Below are 19,981 nucleotides of genomic sequence, written 5' to 3'. Positions count from 1 at the left end.
GTTTGGTGGTGGTTGCTGCGCTGAGCGGGATCGTGCTCGGTAGGGACCGCTGCGGCGGGCGAGGCAGCGACTGCTGCGCTGGGCGAGATGTTGTTCGGCGGCGACTGTCGCGGCGGCGTGGCGTTGCTCGCCAGCGCTTGTTGCGCTGGGCGTGGCGTTGTTCGGCGACAAGTGTTCGCTTGATGGGACGTTGTGCGGCGACGGCCGCGGGGCGGGCGTGCTGCTGTTGGGCAGCGCCTGTCGCACTGGGCATGGTGCTGTTCGGCGACGATCGCTGCGGTGGGCGAGGCCCGGTGCGGCAACGGCCGCTGCGCCGGGCGCGACTTCCGGGGCGCGGTGACTGGCGCGGGCTGGCAGCGAGCCTGCGCCGGGCCGTTGCGGTGCGCGAACCGGACCTGTGCCCGAAACCTGCCCGGAAATGAAGAACGGCCCCGCCGAAGCGGGGCCGTTCTCAGTGTTCAAGCGTCAATCAGGCGTCGTGTCCGCGACGCGGGCCGCGGCTCGGGCGGCCGAAGCTGCCGCCGGAGCGCGACTGCTGACGGCTGCGGCTGTAACCGCCACCGCCGCTGCGGTTTTCACGGTAGCCGCCGCCTTCACGTGCGTAGCCGCCCTCGCGACCGCCTTCGCGCGAGTAGCCGCCTTCGCGACCACCCTCGCGGGCGTAGCCGCCATCGCGCGAGCCGCGACCCTCGTACGAGCCACGGTTGTAGCCGCCTTCGCGGGAACCGCGGTCGTCACGCGAGCCGTAACCGCCGCGGTCGTCGCGGGAGCCGTAGCCGCCGCGGCCGCCTTCGCGGGAACCGCGGTAGCCGCCGCCTTCACGCGAGCCGCGGAAGCCGCCGCGGTCGCCGCCGCCGAAGCCGCGGCCGCCGGAGCGGCGCGGGGACTCCCGGCGGCGCTCCACCACCGGCTCGCCGCTCGGCTCGCGGGCGCCGGTGATGCGCGACAGGTCCTCGTCGTGGGTGCGGATCATCGTGGTCTCGGCGCGCACGCCGGCCCGGTCGGTCATCCGGCGGACGGTGCGCCGCTGGTCGTGCGTCACCAGGGTGACGACGATGCCGGACGCGCCCGCCCGGGCGGTGCGGCCAGCGCGGTGCAGGTAGTCCTTGTGGTCCGCGGCCGGGTCGACGTGCAGCACCAGCGAGATGTCGTCCACGTGGATGCCGCGCGCGGCGACGTCGGTGGCCACCAGGACCGCCGCGTGGCCTTCCTTGAAGTCGGCGAGGACGCGGTTGCGCTGGCCCTGGGTCTTGCCGCCGTGCAGGGCGACCGCGTGCACGCCGCTCTCGCGCAGCCGCTCGGTGAGCCGGTCCACGTGGTGCTTGGTGCGCACGAACATGATCGTGCGGCCCTCGCGGGCGCCGATCCGGGTGATGATGTCCTGCTTGTCGGAGTGCGACACCTGGAACAGGTGGTGGTCCATCGTGGTGACGCTCGCGGTCGACGGCGCGACCGAGTGCGTGACCGGGTCGGCGAGGTACTGCCGGACCAGCTTGTCGACGTCGCCGTCGAGTGTCGCGGAGAACAGCAGCCGCTGCCCGCCGGGAGGGGTCAGGTCCATGATCTCGCGGACCTGCGGCATGAAGCCCATGTCGGCCATCTGGTCGGCCTCGTCGAGCGCGATGAAGTTGCAGTCGCCGAGCGAGGCGGTGCCCTGGCGGACGTGGTCCGACAGCCGGCCCGGGGTGGCGATCAGCAGGTCGACGCCGCGGGCGAGCGATTCGGCCTGGCGGCCGAAGGACATGCCGCCGACCGCGGTGCGGCACCACAGGCCGAGCGACTTGGCCAGCGGGGTCAGCGAGTCGGCCACCTGCATGGCCAGCTCGCGGGTCGGCACCAGCACGAGCGCGCGGGGGCGCTTCGGGCGGGCCTTGCCGCCGTCGAGCCGGGCCAGGATGGCCAGGCCGAAGGCCAGCGTCTTGCCGGAGCCGGTCTGGGCGCGGCCCAGCACGTCGCGGCCGGCCAGCGCGTCCGGGATGGTCGCGGACTGGATCGGGAACGGCGAGTCGATGCCCGCCTCGGCGAGCGCCCGCAGCAGCGGCTCGGGCAGGCCCAGCTGGGCGAAGGTCTTCACGGCGGGGGTTTCCACCGTGTCGTTGTGGAGAACGTCTCCACCGGCCGGCCGGTGCCGCGGCTTGCGCTCGGGGCGGTCCCCGCGGGAGCGGGAAGACTGGCCGGGTTCGTACGTGACTGTCACAAATGCCTCTCGGACGTGGCACGTCGCAAGGGAGGCCCGGGCTGCCCGCGCGCAGGCAGGGCAAGATGGTGTGGCGATGGGCGTTCACAGGGACGGACCCGGTGCGCCGAGCCATGGCGTGGCACACCGACGGAAATTGCTTCGGATGGCCGCGAGTCCTTCTGCGGACTGTGGAGGCGACGGACACCAACTCATCCACGCCGCCGTTGCGGTCTTGACACACTCTACCTGAGAGAGAGCGGTTGCCCCGCACCCAGGTGCGCGGTTGTGGGCGGGGTCGCAGGTGTGCGCTGCCGCACACTCGCGGCCCCGCCCGCCCGCTCAGCCGAGCCCGGCCGCGTTTTCCAGTTCCCGCACCAGGTCATCGGTGTCGGTGACCCGTTCGGACAGTCCCCGGCCGTGGAACCAGCCGGCGAGGTTCGCGACGTCGCGGGCGAGGAATTCCCGGCCGCGCGGGTTCGCGATCACGTCGACCGCCTGGGGAAGGTCGATCACCATCAGGTGACCTTCGTGCACCAGGAGGTTGTACGCGGACAGGTCGCCGTGCGCGAGCCCTTGTCCCGCCAGGAGTTCCAGCGCGGACACGGCTTGCTCCCACAGGTCGGCCAGCTCATCCGGTTCGGGCCGCAGCTGCGCCAGCCGCGGCGCGGCGGTGCCGTCGGATTCGCCGAGGAACTCCAGCAGGATCTCGGTGCCGTGCCGCTGCACCGGATACGGCACCGGCGCGCCGATCGTCCACAAGCGACTGAGGACGGCGAACTCCGCCACCGCCCACTGTTCGGCGATCAGGTTGCGGCCGAACGAGGTTCGCCCGGCCATCGCGCGCATCTCGCGGGACCGGCGCATCCGCCTCCCCTCGAGATAGCCCGCGTCGCGGTGGAACAGCTTGTGCTCGTCTGAGCGGTATCGCTTGGCCGCCAGCAAAACGCCGTCCTCGCCGGGAAGATTGCGGCGCAGCAGATGGACATCCGCTTCCTTGCCGGTCTTGAGCACGCCGAGGTCGGTGTCGACCGCGGCGAGTTCGGTGACCACCCAGTCCGGCCGCGGATGCGGGCCTTGGTCGGCGTCGTCCCAGTTGGTCCACCGGTCGGCGCCGTCGGGCAGTTCGGTTTCGGTGTAGGCGTCTTCGCGAAGCTGGGAGAGCCGGACTCGCTCCGCTTCGGTGAGCCGTCCCCGGCGGGCCGGGGCAGGTCCGTCGTCGTGGCTGGGGCGACGGCGCATCCGGCGGTCGGTGTAGTCGGAGGCGTCGGAAAATTCGTCGAAATCGTGCTCGCGCACTGGTGGGTTCTCCTAGATCAGGGTGCCCACCGGGCGAGCGCGTGCTCTAGCCGAGGCGGGCGGGCGGAAGAGGGCAGGACAGCGCCCGGACAATCTCCACGACGCACCTCCCTTTCTTCCGGCAGCCGACGGCAACCCGCCGGACGCCGCTCACTGTGCCGCCCGCCTCGAAACCGCGCAACTGATTTATTTCGCCCCCGCCCAGCGCGCGAGCGCGGCGTCGAGGAGCTTCTGGTCGTCGCTCCCGGAACTCGCCCACACGATCACTCCGTCCGGGCGGACGAGGAGGCTCGGTTCGCCGGCCGGATCGGCGACGTACGCGAGCCGGTCGTCCAAGCCGGACACCGCGAATCGGCCGTCGGGGGAGCGGTCGACGAGTACGAACCGGCCGTCGTGCGCGTGGTCGGCGAGGCGGGTTCCAGACGTCAGCTCGACGTCCCCGGCGATCGAGCCGACCGGTTCGGCAGCGTCATCGGCAGTGCCGGACACGTCGTAGTGCTGCAGGATTCCGGACGACAGCGCGACGATCCGGTTCATCGCGGCGGGCACCCGGAGCAGCTCGCCGCCGACGATCTTGCGCAGCTGCTCGGTGCGCTCGTCTCCGCGCAGGAGCGCGACCTGGGCGCGGGTCCAGTCGAGCACCCCCGCGCCGACCGGGTGGCGTTCGGTTTCGTAGGTGTCGAGCAGTCCCGCCGGGGCCCAGCCCTGGACGGTCGCGGCGAGTTTCCAGCCGAGGTTCGCGGCGTCGCCGAGCCCGAGGTTGAGGCCCTGTCCGCCGAGCGGGGAGTGGACGTGCGCCGCGTCGCCGGCCAGGAACACGCGGCCGTGCCGGTAGTGCCGCGCCTGGCGCGCGTTGTCGGTGAACCGCGTTGCCCGGCCGCGGATTCCGGTGATGGTGACCGGCGCCCCGGTGACGTCGCGGACGGCTTCCTGCAGCTCTTCGACCGACACCGGAACGTCGCGATCCTCCGGCGGCTGCCGGAACCGGCTGAGGAAGATGCGGCCGGGGACCGGGCCGTACGCGTAGACGCCGCGAGGGGTCCACGTCCAGCCGGGACGCAGGCCGCTCGCGTCTTCGAAGTCGGCGATGGCCTGGTAGCCGGTCATTTCCGGGTCGGTGCCGTCGAACTCGATGCCGAGCTGCTTCCGGATGACGCTCCGCCCGCCGTCGGCCGCGACGAGCCAGCCCGCGGTGACCTCGCCCGCGCTCGTTTCGACCGTCACGGATTCGTCGGCGGTCTGAACACCGTGCACGTCGACCCCGCGCCGGAGGTCGACGCCGAGCTGAGCACAGTGTTCGGCGAGCATCTGCTCGACCTCCTGCTGCGGCACGCCGAGCCCGTTCGACACCGCCCGGTGCGCGGCGAGCACGGGGTCGCTCTGATCGATCAGGTCGTTGTCGAACAGGAACCCGGCGAAGTGTCCGGCGGCCAGGAACCGGCGCCCTCCCCGCTTGGCGGCCTCGACTGTCGGGCCGAATGTGCCGACCGATGCGAGGAACCGCCTCTGCGCCGCCTCCGCCGCGGGCAGCAGACCGCGCCGGTCGAGCAGCTCCGCGCTGGCCACGTTGACCGACCCGGCCTTGATGTTCTGGTCCGGCTCCTCCAACCGGTCCAGCACGGTCACCCCCACCCCGCGCAGCGCGAGCTCCCCGGCGAGGAACAGCCCGGTGGGCCCTGCCCCGGCGACGATCACCTCAGTCCGCTCCATGACGTTCTCCCCTTTACCCTTGCTCGACGGCTTACCAAGTGTGCTTACTGGGTAAGCTTACCTGATAAAGGTAGCACGGAAGGGTGAACTCATGCCGAATCGCGGCGATCGAGGCGGGGCCAAGACGCGGGCGCGGATCGCCGAGGTCGCGACCGGGCTATTCCTGGAGCGCGGGTTCGACGCGGTCACGATCGCCGAGGTCGCCGCGGCGGCCGGGGTGTCCAAAGTGACGGTGTTCTCGCACTTCGAGCGCAAGGAAGACCTGCTGCTGGACCGCTTGCCGGAGGCGATCGAACTGGTGCGGTCGGCGGTCCGGACGCGGACTGGCGGCGTGGTCGAGGCGCTTCGGCGGCTCGCGCTGCGGTTGACGGAGGAGCAGCACGTGCTGTCCGGCGTCGGCGGCGACGTCGAGCCGCTGATGCGGACGGTCGCGGAGTCGCCCGCGCTGATCGCGCGGCTGCGCGCGTTCGGGTACGAGATGGAGTCCGAGCTGGCCGGGGAACTCGCCGCGGACGCGCGGTTTTCCGGGGACGCGGCGTTGGTCGCCGCGTTGGTGGTGGCGGCTTACCGGACGGTGGCGGTGGCGACGATCCGGCGTCGGCTGGCGGGGGAGGACCTGGCTGGACTGGCGGAGTCGCACCGCGAGCGGTTGACGGAGGCGTTCGACGTGGTGGAGCGCATGGTCAGCGAGTGAAGCCCGGCCAGATCTCGCCTCGGCGAGGGATCCATCACCAAGCCTGTCGCGGCGGGCAGCGTCCGCTAGACCTCGTCAGAGGCGACGAGCCCGGGAAGATCGGCCGCGGCGAGCCGGTCCGCGTAGGCGGAGCGCAGTTCGTCGAGGGTCAGGTTCTCGGTGCTGTCGGCGATCTCCGCGGGCAATCCGCAGCCAACTTCGCGCGGCACAGCCGCCACGCCCGGCCCAGTCGAGGCGACGCTGGACAGCGGGTGTCCAGCGTCGCCTCGAGGTCAGCGGTTGACGAACGCGAGGTGCGCCGCGTCGTAGCGCTCGCCCGCGAAGTTCTCCGGAGCGGCGACGGCCTCGATCGCGGCGAGGTCGTCGGCGGTCAGGTCGACGGTCAGAGCCGCGAGGTTTTCCTCCAGGTACTGCTTCCGTCGCGTGCCCGGGATCGGCACGACGTCCTCGCCGCGCGCCTGCACCCACGCCAGCGCCAGCTGTCCGGTCGTGACCTCCTTCGCGGTGGCCAGCTCCTCCAGTTTCGCCACGATCGCGAGGTTCCGGTCGAGGTTGCCGTCGGCGAAGCGCGGCTGGTAGCGCCGCACGTCGTTGTCCGCCATCGTTTCGGTGGAGCGGTAACGGCCGGTCAGGAAGCCGCGGCCGAGCGGGGAGAACGGGACGAGACCGATGCCGAGTTCTCGGCAGGTGGGCGCGATTTCGGCTTCCAGGTCGCGGGTCCACAGCGACCATTCGCTCTCCAGCGCGGCGATCGGGTGCACCGCGTGCGCGCGCCGGACGGTCTGCGCGCTCGCCTCGGAAAGCCCTAGGTGCCGGACCTTTCCGGCCCGCACCAGTTCCGCCATCGCACCGACGGTTTCCTCGATCGGCACGTCCGGATCGACGCGGTGCAGGTAGTACAGGTCGATGTGGTCGACGCCGAGCCGCTGCAGGGAGGCTTCGCATGCCTGGCGGACGTAGGCAGCATCGCCGCGGACCTTGGTCGGTTCGCCGAGACGGCTTGCGATGCCGAATTTGGTGGCCAGCACTGCCTCGTCGCGGCGGCCGGCGATCGCGCGGCCGATGAGTTCCTCGTTGTGCCCGGAGCCGTAAAAGTCAGAAGTGTCAAGGAAAGTCACGCCGAGGTCGAGGGCGTGGTGCAGCGTTTCGATCGACTGCGCGTCGTCGGTCGCGCCGTAGCCGTGGCTCATTCCCATGCAGCCCAAGCCCTGTGCGGAAACCGTCAGTCCGCCGAGATTCCGGGTCGGGACGTCGGTCATGGTCGCTCCTTCTGCGCCGGATCTTGTCGTTGGCGACGCTAAGACCTGGAGCACGCTCCGGGTCAAGCATTAGGCTCGCGGCGGTGGACTACGACGCGGTGATCGTCGGCGGCGGGCACAACGGGCTCGTCGCCGCTGCCTATCTGGCCCGGGCCGGACGGTCGGTGCTGGTGCTGGAACGACGTGCGGAGATCGGTGGTGCGGCGGTTTCGTTCCGCGCTTTTCCTGGCGTGGATGTTCGGCTGTCGCGCTATTCGTACCTGGTTAGCTTGTTGCCGCGGCGGATTGCGGCCGAGCTGGGGCTGGACGTCCGGTTGCTGAGGCGGCGGATGTCGTCGTATACGCCCGTTGGCGATACGGGTCTCCTTGTCGACACGGGGGATGAGTCGCGGACTGGTGCGTCTTTTCGCGCGATTACTGGGTCTGCGCAGGATTATGTTGCCTGGCAGCGGTTTTATGCCGCTGCGGCGCGGGCGGCCGGGGTGACGTTTGATTCACTGACTGAGCCGTTGCTTACGCGGGCTGAGTTGCGTCGTCGGATCGGCGATGACGAGGCGTGGGAGACGTTTTTCGAGCGTCCGGTCGGGGAGACGCTGCGAGGGTTGTTTCAGGATGATGTTGTGCGCGGGGTTGTGCTCACTGATGCGTTGATCGGCACTTTCGCCGCCGCGGACGACGAGCGGCTTCGGCAGAACCGCTGCCTGCTCTACCACCTCATCGGCAACGGCACCGGTGACTGGGACGTCCCGGTCGGCGGAATGGGCGCGGTCACCGATGCGCTCGCGGACGCGGCCCGCCGCGCTGGAGCGAGGCTGGCCACCGGCGCGGAGGTGCTGTCGGTGACGCCGGATGGCGAAGTTCTTTACCGCGAAGGCGATACGGAACGCGTGGTGACCGGCGGGCATGTGCTGGCGAATGTCGCGCCGCGCACGCTCGCCCGGTTGCTCGGCGAGGAGCCCGCGGAGTCGCCGGAGGGGGCCCAGTTGAAGGTGAACATGGTGCTGCGGCGGTTGCCTCGGTTGCGTGACGCGGCAGTCGATCCGCGCGACGCGTTCGGCGGGACCTTCCACGTCAACGAATCGTTCGCCCAGCTGGAAACTGCTCATCGGGAGGCCGCGGCAGGCCGGATCCCGACGGTGCCGCCGTGCGAGATCTACTGCCATTCGCTGACTGATCCGTCGATCCTCGGTCCGGCTGAACGAGCGGCCGGGGTGCAGACGCTGACGTTGTTCGGCCTGCACATGCCGGCCCGGCTATTCGAGGCGGACAACGACGGTGCGCGGGCGGAGGCGTTGCGCGCCACGGTGGCGTCGCTGGACAGCGTGCTCGCGGAGCCGATCTCGGACTGCCTGCTGCTTGACGGCGACGGGAACCCGTGCATCGAAGCCAAAACGCCGCTGGATCTGGAGGCGGAGCTGGGTTTGCCGCGCGGGCACATCTTCCACCGCGACCTGTCGTGGCCGTACGGCGACGGCGAGACGGCGGGGACCTGGGGCGTCGAGACCCGGCACGAGCGGGTGTTGCTGTGCGGGGCCGGCGCGGTTCGCGGCGGCGGGGTGAGCGGGATTCCCGGGCACAACGCGGCGATGGCGGTGCTCGGCTGGCGTTCCAGCGGCGGGCAGACAGGGTGAAGACCGCGCGTGACCTGTGGGTGCCGGTTCAGTCGGTGAGCAGTTCCAGTGCGTGGTCGCCGGTGCGTTCTACGGTCAGGCCTGCTTTGGCGATTACGCGCACTAGTTGGTCCACAGTGGACGGCTCACTCCGCGAGGTGGCCAGTACTGCGGCCAGTTTTCCTTTGTAGGCCTTGTTGAAGTGGCTCACCGTGGTGCGGTTGCCGTTGGCGTCTTCGGTGACTACCCGGACGGTGACCGCGTCCGCGCGCAGCTTGGCGAAGGCGGCGTAGGTGCCGGAGCGGAGGTCCACGATCAGGCCTTCGACCTCGTGCAGCACTGGTTCCAGGACCGGCTTCCACAGGCCTCGGACAGTGCCCAGTGCGGGCACTGTGTTGCCGCCCGAGAGGCGGTAGGCGGGGATGGGGTCGGTGGCTGCGACGACGCCGAACAGGGAGGACGTGACGGCCAGTCGCTGTTGTGCCTTGGCCAGACCGGCGCGGGTGAAGCTTTTGACGTCTAGTGCGTCGTAGAGGACGCCGGTGTAGCGGCTCAGCGCGGGCATCGTCGGGGAGGTCCAGAGCTGGGCGTTGCGGGTGACCTCGTCGGCCTGGCGCGCGGAGATGCCCAGCGCGGCGAGGCTCGCGGGGACGTCGGCCGCCAGTTCGACCAGGGCGTCGGCCAGTTTGGCGCGCACCGGGTTCAGTTCGGGGAACGACAGCGCGTCCAGGTCCAGCGGCGCGCCTTTGCCGCCGTCGGCCTTGGTTTCTGAAGGGGGGAGGAGCACCAGCACCCCCGGAGCGTAACTGCCGGGTAATCCAGGTGCGTTGGCTGTGTGCCGCTCCTTACTCTGGCTCGCATGGAACTCACCTGGCGCCCGCTCACGCTCGCCGACGTCGGCGCGGTCACCCGGCTCTGCACGGTCGCGGAGGAAACCGATCGCACTGGCGAGCACTGGGACGAGGGCGATGTGCGCCAGGAACTGTCGGGCCCGTCGGTGGATCTGCCTGGAGCGAGCGTCGGCGCTTGGGACGGGGCGCGGCTGGTGAGCTACGCGCTGGTCATTGCCCGCGACGCCGCCGATCCGGTGCATCAGCCGCATGTCGCGTCGCTGACTGACCCAGAGTATCGGACCGACGAGGTCGCTTCGGTGCTGACGGAGTGGCTTGTGCGCACGGCTCGGAGCGTCCACGCGCGGCACTTCCCGGACGCGAAGCTGGAACTGCACGCCGGGGCGCACGAGAACGAGCATTGGTACATCTCGCTGCTCGAACGGGGTGGGTTCAAGCAGGAACGCACCTTTGTGGAGATGCGCGCGGACCTGGCCTCGCTGTCGTCGGCCCCGCCGCTTCCGGACGATCTTCCGCTGGTTGCCTGCGAGAAGCGCTACGACGCATTGGTGCTCGACGCGCGCAACGCCGCGTTCGCCGGGCACTGGGGCAGCACGTGGCTCTCCGCGGACGAGTGGGAACACCGGTTTCGCGGCAACAAGGACTTCCAGCCCGAGCTGTCGTTTCTCCTCCTTTCCCCGGAGCGGGACCGGGTCGTGGCGTTCGTGATGTCGTCGTTCTACGAGGCGGACGCGGCGGCGACCGGTGTGCGGGAACTGCATGTCAACTACGTCGGCACCCTGGCGGAGGCCCGCGGTCGGGGTCTGGCGTCGGCGCTGCTGGCACACACCCTCGAGGCCGGTCGTGCGGCTGGCTTCGAGAGGTCGTCGCTGTCGGTGGACGTGGATAACACCCACCGGGCGCTCGCTGTCTACGAACGGTGCGGGTATCGGGTGGCTGAGCGGAATTACGGCTACGTTTTGCCGCTCGGCTGACTGCTGCCCGAGGTCCTTGCGCGGACAGCTTCGCCTGGGTGCTGCGTTCGCTGGCGACCTTGCGCGGTGGCGTTCGCCAGTGGACGCGCCGCGTGCGGTGGCGTTCCCGGGCACCGTCGCGGTCGCGGTCGCGGTGACCATGGGCCATCTCGCCATCGCTGGCGCCCATCGGTCGGGTGCCGTCGCGTTCGCGGGCTTCCCGCGCCCAGCGCGCCGTCACGGTCGTGGGCGGTCACCGGTCGTGGCGTTCGCCGATGACCGTGTAACAGCGCGTTGTAACAGCGCGTTCGACGTGCACCGCGAAACCTGCCCGTGACCGCGCACCGGTGCGCTCGCCCACGACCGCCCCGCCTACCCCGGCCAGCTGGCAGCTGCGTCCGCAGACGGCCGGGCTGGCCGGTAGCGGCACCCGCTCCAACGGCGGCCGCGCTTGCCTCAGCCGCGCTCACCCCATCCTCAATGAGCCCCCTTCGCGGACACGCAAAACACATTCCCCTCCGGATCCTCCAGCACCGTCCACTCCAGCCCGGGCACCTGATGCCGCCCCAGCTCCACCGCGCCCAGCCCCACCAGCCGCCGGACCTCGGCCTCCCGGTCGTCCGCGCCGAAGTCCACGTGCACGCGGTTCTTCCCGCTCCGAGGCTCCGGCACCCGCTGCAACCCCAGCCGAGGGCCGCCCGACGCGGGGCCCTCCAGCATCACGAACTCGCCGTAGTCCGCCGCCACCGCTACGCCCAGTGCGGCCGTCCAAAACTCCGCCAAACGCTGCGGCTCGGCGCAGTCGACGGTGATCATGCCCATCTCCAAACCCATGCCCGCACGCTAACCGCGACCACCGACAAAAACCGTGCCCGCCGATAACCCGCATGCGTCGAGGCCGGGGGGTTGACTACTCTGTGCGAAACATCTAAGACCCGCTCAGCGCAGGGAGTTCCCAGTGATCACCAGGATGTCGTCGTTGTTCCTCCGCACGCTGCGCGAGGATCCGGCGGACGCCGAAGTGCCCAGCCACCGGCTGCTGGTGCGCGCCGGCTACGTCCGCCGGGTCGCCCCGGGTGGTTACTCGTGGCTGCCGCTCGGCCTGCGGGTGCTGCGCCGGGTCGAGGAGACCGTGCGCGAGGAGATGAACGCGATCGGCGCGCAGGAGATCCAGTTCCCCGCGCTGCTGCCCCGCGAACCGTACGAGGCCACCAACCGCTGGACCGAGTACGGCGACAACCTCTTCCGCCTCAAGGACCGCAAGGGAGCCGACTACCTCCTCGGCCCGACCCACGAGGAGCTGTTCGCGCTCACCGTGAAGGGGGAGTACAGCTCCTACAAGGACTTCCCGGTCACGCTGTACCAAATCCAGACCAAGTACCGCGACGAAGCGCGCCCCCGCGCGGGCATCCTGCGCGGCCGCGAGTTCGTCATGAAGGACTCCTACTCCTTCGACCTCGACGACGAGGGCCTGGAGAGCTCGTACCAGAAGCACCGCGACGCCTACATCAAGCTGTTCGACCGCCTCGGCCTCGAGTACGTCATCGTGGCCGCCACGTCCGGCGCGATGGGCGGCTCGGCGTCCGAGGAGTTCCTCGCGGTCGCGGAGAACGGCGAGGACACCTTCGTCCGCAGCACCGAATCCGGCTACGCGGCGAATGTCGAAGCCGTGGTCACGCCCGCGCCCGCCGCCCGGCCGATCGAGGGGCTGCCCGAGGCGCAGGTCCACCACACCCCGGACACGCCGACCATCGAGACCCTCGTCGCGTTCTTCAACGCCGCCGGGCTGGGCCGTGAGTTCACCGCGGCGGACACGCTGAAGAACGTCCTGGTCAAGACGCGCCAGCCGGGCGCGAAGGAGTGGGAGCTGCTCGGCATCGGCGTCCCGGGCGACCGCGAGGTGGACTTCAAGCGTCTCGAAGCGGCGCTCGAGCCTGCCGAGGTGGAGCTGCTCGAGGAAGCCGACTTCGCGAAGAACCCGTTCCTCGTCAAGGGGTACATCGGCCCGAAGGGGTTGCAGGAGAACGGCGTCCGCTACCTCGTCGACCCGCGCGTGGTCGAAGGCACCGCCTGGCTGACCGGCGCCGACAAGCGCGACCACCACGTGCTCGACCTGGTCGTCGGCCGCGACTTCACGCCGGACGGCACCATCGAGGCCGCCGAGGTCCGCGAGGGCGACGCGTCGCCGGACGGACAGGGCACGCTCGTCGCGGCGCGCGGCATCGAGATCGGGCACATCTTCCAGCTCGGCCGCAAGTACACCGACGCCTTCGAGGTCGACGCGCTCGGCCCGGACTCCAAGCCGGTCCGGATCACCATGGGCTCCTACGGCGTCGGCGTCTCGCGCCTGGTCGGCGTGCTCGCCGAGCAGAACCACGACGAGCAGGGCCTGGTGTGGCCGCGCGAGGTCTCGCCGTTCGACGTGCACGTGGTCATCGCGGGCAAGGACGAGACGGTGCGCGAGGGCGCGGAGAAGATCGCCGCCGAACTCGACGCCGCCGGTCTCGAAATCATCCTCGACGACCGCAAGGCCACCCCGGGCGTGAAGTTCGCCGACGCGGAACTGGTCGGCGTCCCGACGATCCTCGTCGTCGGCCGCGGCCTCGCGAACGGCCTGGTCGAGGTCAAGGACCGGCGCACCGGCGAACGCGAGGAGATCGTCGTCGACTCGGTCGTCGACCACCTCGCGAAGCTCGTCCGCGGCTGAAGCCCGTGGGCTGGTTCGGACGCAAACGCCGCGACGACGGCGGGTACCAGGACAACGCCGCGCTGAGCGGCTTCGGCGGGTACCAGCCGTCTGACGCGCCTAAGTTCCCGAGCGCCGGGTACGAGAAAACGGCGCCGAAGCCGTCCGAACCAGCCCCGCAGCCGCAGGGCACTCCGCCGTCTGAAGAGGGCGCGGACCCCCTGCGGCAAACCCTCACCCCGGCACAGCTCCGGCGATCCACGCCCCGCAAAACCAACCTCCGGCTGGTGAAAGCGGTCCCGATCCTCATCATGATCGGGATATTCGGCTACAACGTCTTCACTGCCAAGAATCACCACTCCGCCAGCACGGACGACACGCCCCGCACTCCGCGCACCTACCAGCCGGACCCCAAGGTCGTCGTGCCGCCGGTGGTCGCGGGATGGCAGTCAGTGGCGGGCAAAGACGGCAGCTACGCATACGACGTGCCGCCGTCCTGGGAACCGGCACCGACCACGCTGCACGGCTGGGACCCGGTCGCCGGATCGTCCGGGATCAACCTGACCACCAGCGCGTTCCTCGGCCAGGGCAACTGCAAGGAAGACCCGGTCGGCCAGGTCGGCGGCGCGGGCTTCACCACCGAGAAGACTAGCGACGCCGCCGAAGCCGCTCGCAAGGCCGTCACCGACTTGGGCATCAGCGCGTACACCGGCGAAGGCGCTCCGGCCGCGAAGGTGACGCCTGGCGCGCCGGAGAAGGCCGAAGTCAAGATTGAGAACGAAAGCCGCGAAGGCACGCTCGTGGTCGCCGAAGTGGCCCCGAGCAACGCGCCGTGTCAGCCACGGAGTGTGCTGGTCGGGGCGCTCGCGCTCGGCGCCGGCGACAGGTCGGCCGTGCTGGTCGCGTACTCCGAACAAGGCCGCCCGGGTTCCGCGTCCCGCGACGACCTCGTCCGGATTCTGCACAGTTACCGCGCCGTCCCGGCCGCGGACCGGTCCACGACCACGCCGCCGCCGACCACCCGCTGACGTCGCAGCGCCAGCTTCGCGAAGTCCATCAGCCCGGCATTCGGCAGATACGCGCGGCCCAGCGCGATCCCGATCCGCGGCAGGTCGGCCTCGTCGCGGTAAGCGAGGTACAACGGCTCGTGCCGCGGCTGGAACTTCGCCTTGAACGCGTGCAGGGAACGGAATCCGTAGTACGGCTCCATCATCGAACCCAGCGCGTCCAGCATCCGGTCGACCATCTGCCGCGGCGTGCTGTCGTTGCTGCGGACCAGCGGCGCGCCCGAGAGCGACACGAACTTCGCGCCCTCCTCGCGGAACGCCAGGCAGGTCGAGGCGATCAGGAACTCCATCACCGGCCGGAATCCGCCCGCGCGGCGGCGCATCACGTCGAGCGTCCAGCCGCCGACCTCGCCGTCGCCGGTGTGCACCGGCAGCCACGACGTCACGCCGTGCACCGTGCCGTCCGCGTCGACCGCGAGACCGACCCGCGTCGCCGGGTCCATCGCCTGGTCCACGCCGCCGAGCGTGAAGCCCATCTCCGGCAGGCCCTTGTCGCAGATCCATTCCTCGGACAGCGCCCGCACCTGTTCCCGGATTGACCACGGCTGTTCGGCCAGCCGCACCAGCCGGAACTCGATCCCGTCCTTCTTCGCGCGGTTCAGCGCGGTCCGCACGTCCTGCCAGGCCTTGCCGCGGAATTCCAGGTTTTCCAAGTCCACCAACGTGTCCTCGGCGACCTGGACGTGCTGCCAGCCCAGTTTCGCGGTCTGCGCGACGGTCCCCGCGGTCGCCGAGAAGACGCACGGCACGAGCCCGGTGTTCTCGCACATCGCGGAGAATTCCCGCAGCGTGCGGTCGCTCGTCCCGTCCGGCGCGACCGGGTCGCCGAGCGCCACCGCGACGCCGGCGTGCCGCTGGTACGCCAGGTACGAGGTGCCGTCGGAGGCGACGAAGTAGGTGTTCTGCGGCCAGGTCGTCATCCACGAGATGGTGCTGCCGCCGTTGCGGCCCAGCAGAAGCCGCGCGAAGGCCGGGTCCGGTCCGCCGCGGAAGATCTTGCGCCGCCTGCGCCGCGAGGGCACCCGGAACGCGCGCCGGGCCGAGATCAGCAGCACCAGCTCGACTGTCCACAAGAGATTGTCCACAATGAACAGCGGCGGGCTGCTGAGGTCGTAGTCCTCGCGGATCAGTTGCGTGATCGCGACGAGCCCGGCCAGTACCGCCATCTGCGACGCGGCGAGCACGCACAGCGCGATCGCGCACCGCCAGGCGAACCGCGAACCTCGGCGCAATCCGTTGAGAATCGGCACCGCGACGATGCACAGCGGGAGAAGTTCGTTGCCGGACAACGAGATCGAGTCCGACGAGCCGAACGGTCCGTCGCCGGGAACCAGCCACATCACCACTTCGGCGACGACCAGCAGCACCAAACCGGCGGACGCGAGCAGCCGCCATTCGCGCAGCGAGGGCTTGTTGGCATTGCGTGCGGCGGGTCCGGCGAGCCGTCGGCCCAGCGGGAGCGCGAGAACGAGCGCGAAGAAGTGCACGAGGTCGGCGAGCGTGCCGACATAAACGATCGCTACTCCGGCGTACACGCAAAGCCCGGCTCGCAGCCGAAGCCGCCACGGCGTGCGCAGGGTCGCGCTGGTGATGGCGATCGCGGCGAGCGCGCCGCCGGAGAAGCCGACGTCGAGCGTGCCGGAGATCCGGTCGGCCCAGGCCCAGCCGGAATTGCGGGAGAGTTCGAGGAATTGCACCGCGACGACGGTCGACACCAGCTGCCCGCCGATGGTCACCGCCATCGCGCGCCGGGTGCCCAGGTGCCATTCGGCGAACCCGGCCATCAGCGCGAAACTTCCCGCCATCGGCAGGTAGAACCACGGGCGCAGGGCGTAGAACGGCCCGGTGAACAGCGTCCACCAGCGGCCGTGCTCGAGCGACGGGAGGCCGTAGGCGTAGTAGTGGAAAGCGTGCTGGTGCTCGGCGGCGTGCCAGAGCGAGCCAGTCGCGACCCCCACGATCATGATCGCGAGCACGACGGTCGTCGTGAACGGAATCCGGTTCCACAGCACCGCTAGCCGTCCGCGTGCCTCTCCGGCCACGAGGCCGGTTCCCCCCTGTGCGATCGTCATGGGGAAAGTTTGGCGCGGCGATCTTAAGCGGTCATCGCCCGTCGGACCTACTTCTCCCCCTAAGGGACTGCTACCCCAGGGGGACCCGACCCTGGTCCCAAGACTGACCTTCGGCGAGGGCCAATGCGCTGACCAGGGAAAACGGGTTGGCATTCGGCTAATGAGCGGCTCGTCCGACCCGGAACAGGGGTTGACACCAGAGTCGCCCGAACGAGTGATCCCGGTCGCTCTCCTCAGGGCAGTCCGAGCACTGCGGCGCGGACCGCGGACAGATCGGCGAGGTCCGGCAAAACCTGGTGTGCGCCCGCTTCGGTCAATTGTCCTACGGAAAACCGGCCAGTAGCAACGCCGATCGCCACCGCGCCGTAATCGAGCGCCGCGTCGATGTCGTTCGGAGTGTCCCCGAGGATCACTACGGATTCCGCGGGAAATTCCTTGCCGTGCTTCGCTTCCGCGGCTTTGACGGCGTGCGGGACCAGATCCGCACGGTGCGGCGAAAGCGAACCGTAGCCGCCGATCTCCAGATCGAGATGCTCGTCGAGACCGAGCGCGGCGAGCTTGTGCAGCGAGATCTCCGGCAGGTTTCCGGTGACGAGACTCTGCACGACGCCGTCGGTCTTGGCGAGATCGGCGAGCACGGCCGCCGCGCCGTCGAGCGCCCGGCCTTCCTCGGGCAGCGTTTCCCGGGCGCGTTCGACGGCCGCGATCAGCTCCCGCCACATCCGCTGGATGGTTTCCTCGTCCGGTTCGATCCCGTGCAAGGTCAAAACGTCGGCGGTGATCGCGCGTTCGGTCCGGCCGCCGAAATCCGGGTGCGTGCGGAACTGCGCCCCGGTCGCCGCGGCGAGCGCCGAGCCGTACCAGCCGACCCCGAGCCCGGTGTAGTCGACGAGCGTGTGGTCGATGTCCCAGAGCACCAGCCGGTGCGCGCGAATGGCTGTCACGTCCGCGATGCTACGGCGGGATCAGCCGGTGAGGTAGCTGAAGCGGACCCGGCGGACGGGGTTGTCGACGTTGGTGTCCACCAGGCACACCGACTGCCAGGTGCCGAGCAGCAGCACGCCGCCGAGCACCGGCACGGTCGCGTACGGCGGGAGGAACGCGGGGAGCACGTGGTCGCGGCCGTGTCCGCCGGTGCCGTGCTGGTGGCGCCAGCGGTCGTCGCGGGGGAGCAGGTCGTCGAGCGCGGCGAGGAGGTCGTCGTCGCTGCCCGCGCCGGTTTCCAGCACCGCGAGCCCGGCCGTCGCGTGCGGCACCCACACGTGCAGCAGGCCGTCGGTGGCGTCGGCGTCGCGCAGGAACCTCTCGGCCTCCCGGGTCAGGTTGTGCACGACGGCGGTGCCGCCGGTGTGCACCTCGATCTCGGTGGAGTACATACCGTCAGGGTAGGCGTCAGGAATCGAGATAGCGGAGCACGGCGAGGACGCGCCGGTTGTGCCCGTCCGACGGCGGCAGGCCCAGCTTGCCGAAGATGCTCGTCACGTACTTCTCGACCGAGCCCGCCGACAGGAACGCCTCGGCCGCGATCGCCGAGTTCGACCTGCCTTGCGCCATCAGCCCGAGGATCTCGCGTTCGCGCGGCGTCAGCTCGGCCAGCGGACCGGCCTGGCCGGTGGTCGCGAACAGCTGGCGGACGACCTCCGGATCGAGGACAGTCTCTCCGGCCGCGACGCGTTCCAGCGCGGTGAGGAAGTCCGACACCTCGGCGACGCGGTCTTTCAGCAGGTACCCGACCGCGCCTGCTTCTCCGGCGAGGAGTTGCTTGGCGTAGTTGGTTTCGACGTACTGCGAGAAGACGAGAATCGCGCAGCCGGGCCGTTCGGCGCGCAGGTCAATTGCCGCGCGCAGGCCTTCGTCGGTGTGGGTCGGCGGCATTCTGATGTCCACAATGGACACATCGGGCCGGTGCTCGCGGACGGCGGTTCGGAGGTCGTCGGCGTTCTTCACCGCCGCTGCCACCTCGTGGCCGCGCAGGCCCAGGAGTTCGACCAGGCCCTGGCGCAGGATTGCCGAGTCCTCCGCGATCACGATCCGCACTGTTTCCCCCTCATTTCACCGAGTTTAGCGGGGCAGCGGGAGTGTCGCGGTGACTACGGTCGGGCCGCCGTTCGGGCTCGAGACGGTCAGTTCGCCGTCTGCTGGGCGGAGCCGTTCGGCGATTCCGGACAGTCCGCCGCCGGGGATGATCGCGGCGCCGCCGGGGCCGTGGTCGACGACGGTCAGCCGTAGTACGTCTTCGCGATCTTCGACCAGGACTGTGCATCGTCCGGCACCGTGTTTTGACGCGTTGGTCATGAGTTCGGCGGCGGCGAAGTAGACAATTGTTTCCAGCGACGGGGGTGGGCGGCGGCTTAGTTCTACTGAGACTGTCGCGGAGAAGTCGGCCGAGCTGGCCAATGTGGACAGTGCGAGGCTCAGACCTTTGTCCAGTGCTGCGGGGTGGATGCCGCGGGCCAGGTCACGGAGTTCGACGAGGGCTTGTTTGGCGTTGCTGTGGGCGGTGTCGACCAGGGTGCGGATTTGGTCGAGGTCGACTGTTTCGGTGGCTAGTTCTTCTTTTGCCAGGCCCAGTTTCATCGCCATGGCGACTAGCTGGGCTTGGGCGCCGTCGTGGAGGTCTCGTTCGATGCGACGGAGTTGCTCCGCTGCTTCGTCGAGGGCAGTGGCTCGGGTTTCTTCGAGGAAGCGGACTCGTTCGCGGAGGCCGGGGTCGCCTGCCAGGGCGCGGAGGAGAAGGCGGTCTACTCCGGTGAGGAGGTGCACTGCGGCGGGCCAGACGGTCAGGACGGCGATGCCGAGGAGACACCAGCCGAGGGAGCCCAGCCAGCTGAAGCTCCCGATGTTGAAGACCGGCAGGCCGTGGCCGGGTCTGGTCTCGAGGAGCCAGGTGAGCGGATAGGTGAAGGATGCCAAGCCGAAGAAGCCGAGCGCGCCGGAGCCGATCATGGCCAGGAGGCCGAAGGGGAGGCGGACCAGGAGGTAGGCGACTGATCGCCAGGCTGTTCGGTCGCCTAGGCGGGCGGTGAGCCAGTTCCAGAGGCCTGGGGCCAGGTCGGTTCTTGGCGGGGGCGGGAGGGGGAGGTTCAGGAGTTTTGCGGCCAGGCGGCGGTGGAGGCCGCCGAAGAGTCTTGCGCCGCGGAGGACGCCGGTGAGGATGAGGAGTCCGGCGAGGACGGGGGTCAGGGCTATGCCGACGGCTGTTCCGGCTAGGAGGAGGACCGTCGAGAGCAGGGGGAGGGGGCCGGTGATGGCCAGCCAGGCGGTTTCGCGGAGGGCTTGGCGCGGGGTGGCGGGCCAGAGGCTGCGGAGGGTGGGGTTCACCGGGTGACCTGGAGCGCGGGGCCGCGGAGGTCGTGGCTGCGGCGGTGCGGGCGGGTGGTCACGTGGTTGAGTTTGCCGGGTTTTGGGGGTGGGTGGTACCGGGATGGCCTGTGTGGTGGGGCGGGGGGTAGCCCTACCTCGTCGCCTGGCGGCGACATTGCTGCCCTGGTTGCGTGGGGCACCCCGAAGGTTGAGTGTGCTGACGGTTCGGGGGTGCTTGTCAAGGCGGGAAAGATGCCTTGACAAGCACCCCCCAACCGCAGAGAAGGCTTCGTATCGGGGT

Annotated in this window: 17 protein-coding genes; 5 read left to right on the top strand and 12 right to left on the bottom strand. The window is 70.0% G+C overall.

Annotated elements, in window-relative coordinates:
* Positions 1-469: 469 nt before the first annotated feature.
* From ABZX37_RS44765 to ABZX37_RS44755, 3 genes are all read right to left on the bottom strand, one after another.
* Positions 470-2,197 (bottom strand): DEAD/DEAH box helicase, encoded by a 1,728-nt coding sequence (locus tag ABZX37_RS44765; protein ID WP_354750409.1) that lies wholly within the window; start codon positions 2,195-2,197, stop codon positions 470-472.
* Positions 2,198-2,518: 321 nt separating this feature from the next.
* Positions 2,519-3,475, bottom strand: a complete 957-nt coding sequence (locus ABZX37_RS44760) for an RIO1 family regulatory kinase/ATPase (RefSeq protein WP_354750407.1) — start codon at positions 3,473-3,475, stop codon at positions 2,519-2,521.
* 186 nt (positions 3,476-3,661) lie between these two features.
* Positions 3,662-5,185, bottom strand: coding sequence for an FAD-dependent oxidoreductase (locus tag ABZX37_RS44755; RefSeq protein WP_354750405.1), 1,524 nt, complete (start codon positions 5,183-5,185; stop codon positions 3,662-3,664).
* Between the two features lie 91 nt (positions 5,186-5,276).
* Here ABZX37_RS44755 and ABZX37_RS44750 point away from each other — a divergent pair, with 91 nt between their 5' ends.
* Positions 5,277-5,879 carry a helix-turn-helix domain-containing protein gene (locus ABZX37_RS44750; RefSeq protein ID WP_354750403.1) on the top strand — a complete coding sequence of 201 codons (603 nt, stop codon included), beginning with the start codon at positions 5,277-5,279 and terminating at the stop codon, positions 5,877-5,879.
* A 65-nt stretch (positions 5,880-5,944) separates the two neighbouring features.
* Here ABZX37_RS44750 and ABZX37_RS44745 read toward each other — a convergent pair whose 3' ends face one another.
* On the bottom strand, positions 5,945-6,088 hold the full coding sequence (locus ABZX37_RS44745; protein WP_354750401.1) for a hypothetical protein: 144 nt from the start codon (positions 6,086-6,088) through the stop codon (positions 5,945-5,947).
* A 63-nt stretch (positions 6,089-6,151) separates the two neighbouring features.
* Positions 6,152-7,138 (bottom strand): aldo/keto reductase, encoded by a 987-nt coding sequence (locus tag ABZX37_RS44740; protein ID WP_354750399.1) that lies wholly within the window; start codon positions 7,136-7,138, stop codon positions 6,152-6,154.
* A gap of 83 nt (positions 7,139-7,221) precedes the next feature.
* Between ABZX37_RS44740 and ABZX37_RS44735 the strand changes: the two genes are divergently transcribed.
* Positions 7,222-8,769: an NAD(P)/FAD-dependent oxidoreductase gene (locus ABZX37_RS44735; protein ID WP_354750397.1), complete on the top strand. Its 1,548-nt coding sequence runs from the start codon at positions 7,222-7,224 to the stop codon at positions 8,767-8,769.
* 28 nt (positions 8,770-8,797) lie between these two features.
* Here the strand turns inward: ABZX37_RS44735 and yaaA are convergent, their stop codons facing one another.
* The gene (gene yaaA / locus ABZX37_RS44730) at positions 8,798-9,541 is read right to left on the bottom strand and encodes a peroxide stress protein YaaA (RefSeq protein ID WP_354750395.1); all 744 of its coding nucleotides are present in this window, start codon (positions 9,539-9,541) and stop codon (positions 8,798-8,800) included.
* A 66-nt stretch (positions 9,542-9,607) separates the two neighbouring features.
* On the opposite strand from yaaA, the gene ABZX37_RS44725 reads away from it, so the two are divergent.
* Positions 9,608-10,573, top strand: coding sequence for a GNAT family N-acetyltransferase (locus tag ABZX37_RS44725; protein ID WP_354750393.1), 966 nt, complete (start codon positions 9,608-9,610; stop codon positions 10,571-10,573).
* Between the two features lie 456 nt (positions 10,574-11,029).
* Here the strand turns inward: ABZX37_RS44725 and ABZX37_RS44720 are convergent, their stop codons facing one another.
* Positions 11,030-11,386 (bottom strand): VOC family protein, encoded by a 357-nt coding sequence (locus tag ABZX37_RS44720; RefSeq protein WP_354750391.1) that lies wholly within the window; start codon positions 11,384-11,386, stop codon positions 11,030-11,032.
* Positions 11,387-11,510: 124 nt separating this feature from the next.
* Between ABZX37_RS44720 and ABZX37_RS44715 the strand changes: the two genes are divergently transcribed.
* Positions 11,511-13,259, top strand: a complete 1,749-nt coding sequence (locus tag ABZX37_RS44715; RefSeq protein ID WP_354750389.1) for a proline--tRNA ligase — start codon at positions 11,511-11,513, stop codon at positions 13,257-13,259.
* Positions 13,260-13,264: 5 nt separating this feature from the next.
* The gene (locus ABZX37_RS44710) at positions 13,265-14,266 is read left to right on the top strand and encodes a hypothetical protein (protein WP_354750387.1); all 1,002 of its coding nucleotides are present in this window, start codon (positions 13,265-13,267) and stop codon (positions 14,264-14,266) included.
* On the opposite strand, the gene ABZX37_RS44705 is transcribed toward ABZX37_RS44710, so the two are convergent.
* The 5 genes from ABZX37_RS44705 to ABZX37_RS44685 all read right to left on the bottom strand — a co-directional run bounded on the left by ABZX37_RS44705 (position 14,206) and on the right by ABZX37_RS44685 (position 19,698).
* Positions 14,206-16,377: a DUF2156 domain-containing protein gene (locus ABZX37_RS44705; protein WP_354750385.1), complete on the bottom strand. Its 2,172-nt coding sequence runs from the start codon at positions 16,375-16,377 to the stop codon at positions 14,206-14,208. The two genes, ABZX37_RS44710 and ABZX37_RS44705, sit on opposite strands and share 61 nt — an antisense overlap.
* Positions 16,378-16,610: 233 nt before the next feature.
* On the bottom strand, positions 16,611-17,312 hold the full coding sequence (locus ABZX37_RS44700; protein WP_354750425.1) for a haloacid dehalogenase-like hydrolase: 702 nt from the start codon (positions 17,310-17,312) through the stop codon (positions 16,611-16,613).
* 30 nt (positions 17,313-17,342) lie between these two features.
* Complete coding sequence (locus ABZX37_RS44695) at positions 17,343-17,753, bottom strand: YjbQ family protein (protein WP_354750383.1); 411 nt, start codon at positions 17,751-17,753, stop codon at positions 17,343-17,345.
* Positions 17,754-17,769: 16 nt separating this feature from the next.
* Complete coding sequence (locus ABZX37_RS44690; RefSeq protein WP_043834330.1) at positions 17,770-18,414, bottom strand: response regulator transcription factor; 645 nt, start codon at positions 18,412-18,414, stop codon at positions 17,770-17,772.
* 24 nt (positions 18,415-18,438) lie between these two features.
* Complete coding sequence (locus ABZX37_RS44685; protein WP_354750380.1) at positions 18,439-19,698, bottom strand: sensor domain-containing protein; 1,260 nt, start codon at positions 19,696-19,698, stop codon at positions 18,439-18,441.
* Positions 19,699-19,981: the final 283 nt, after the last annotated feature.

The organism is Amycolatopsis sp. NPDC004079 (assembly GCF_040610415.1).
In the GTDB taxonomy this organism is placed as follows: Bacteria; Actinomycetota; Actinomycetes; order Mycobacteriales; family Pseudonocardiaceae; genus Amycolatopsis; species Amycolatopsis halotolerans.
The sequence above is the reverse complement of the archived record's forward strand: the minus strand, read 5'-3'. Positions and strand labels throughout refer to the sequence as shown.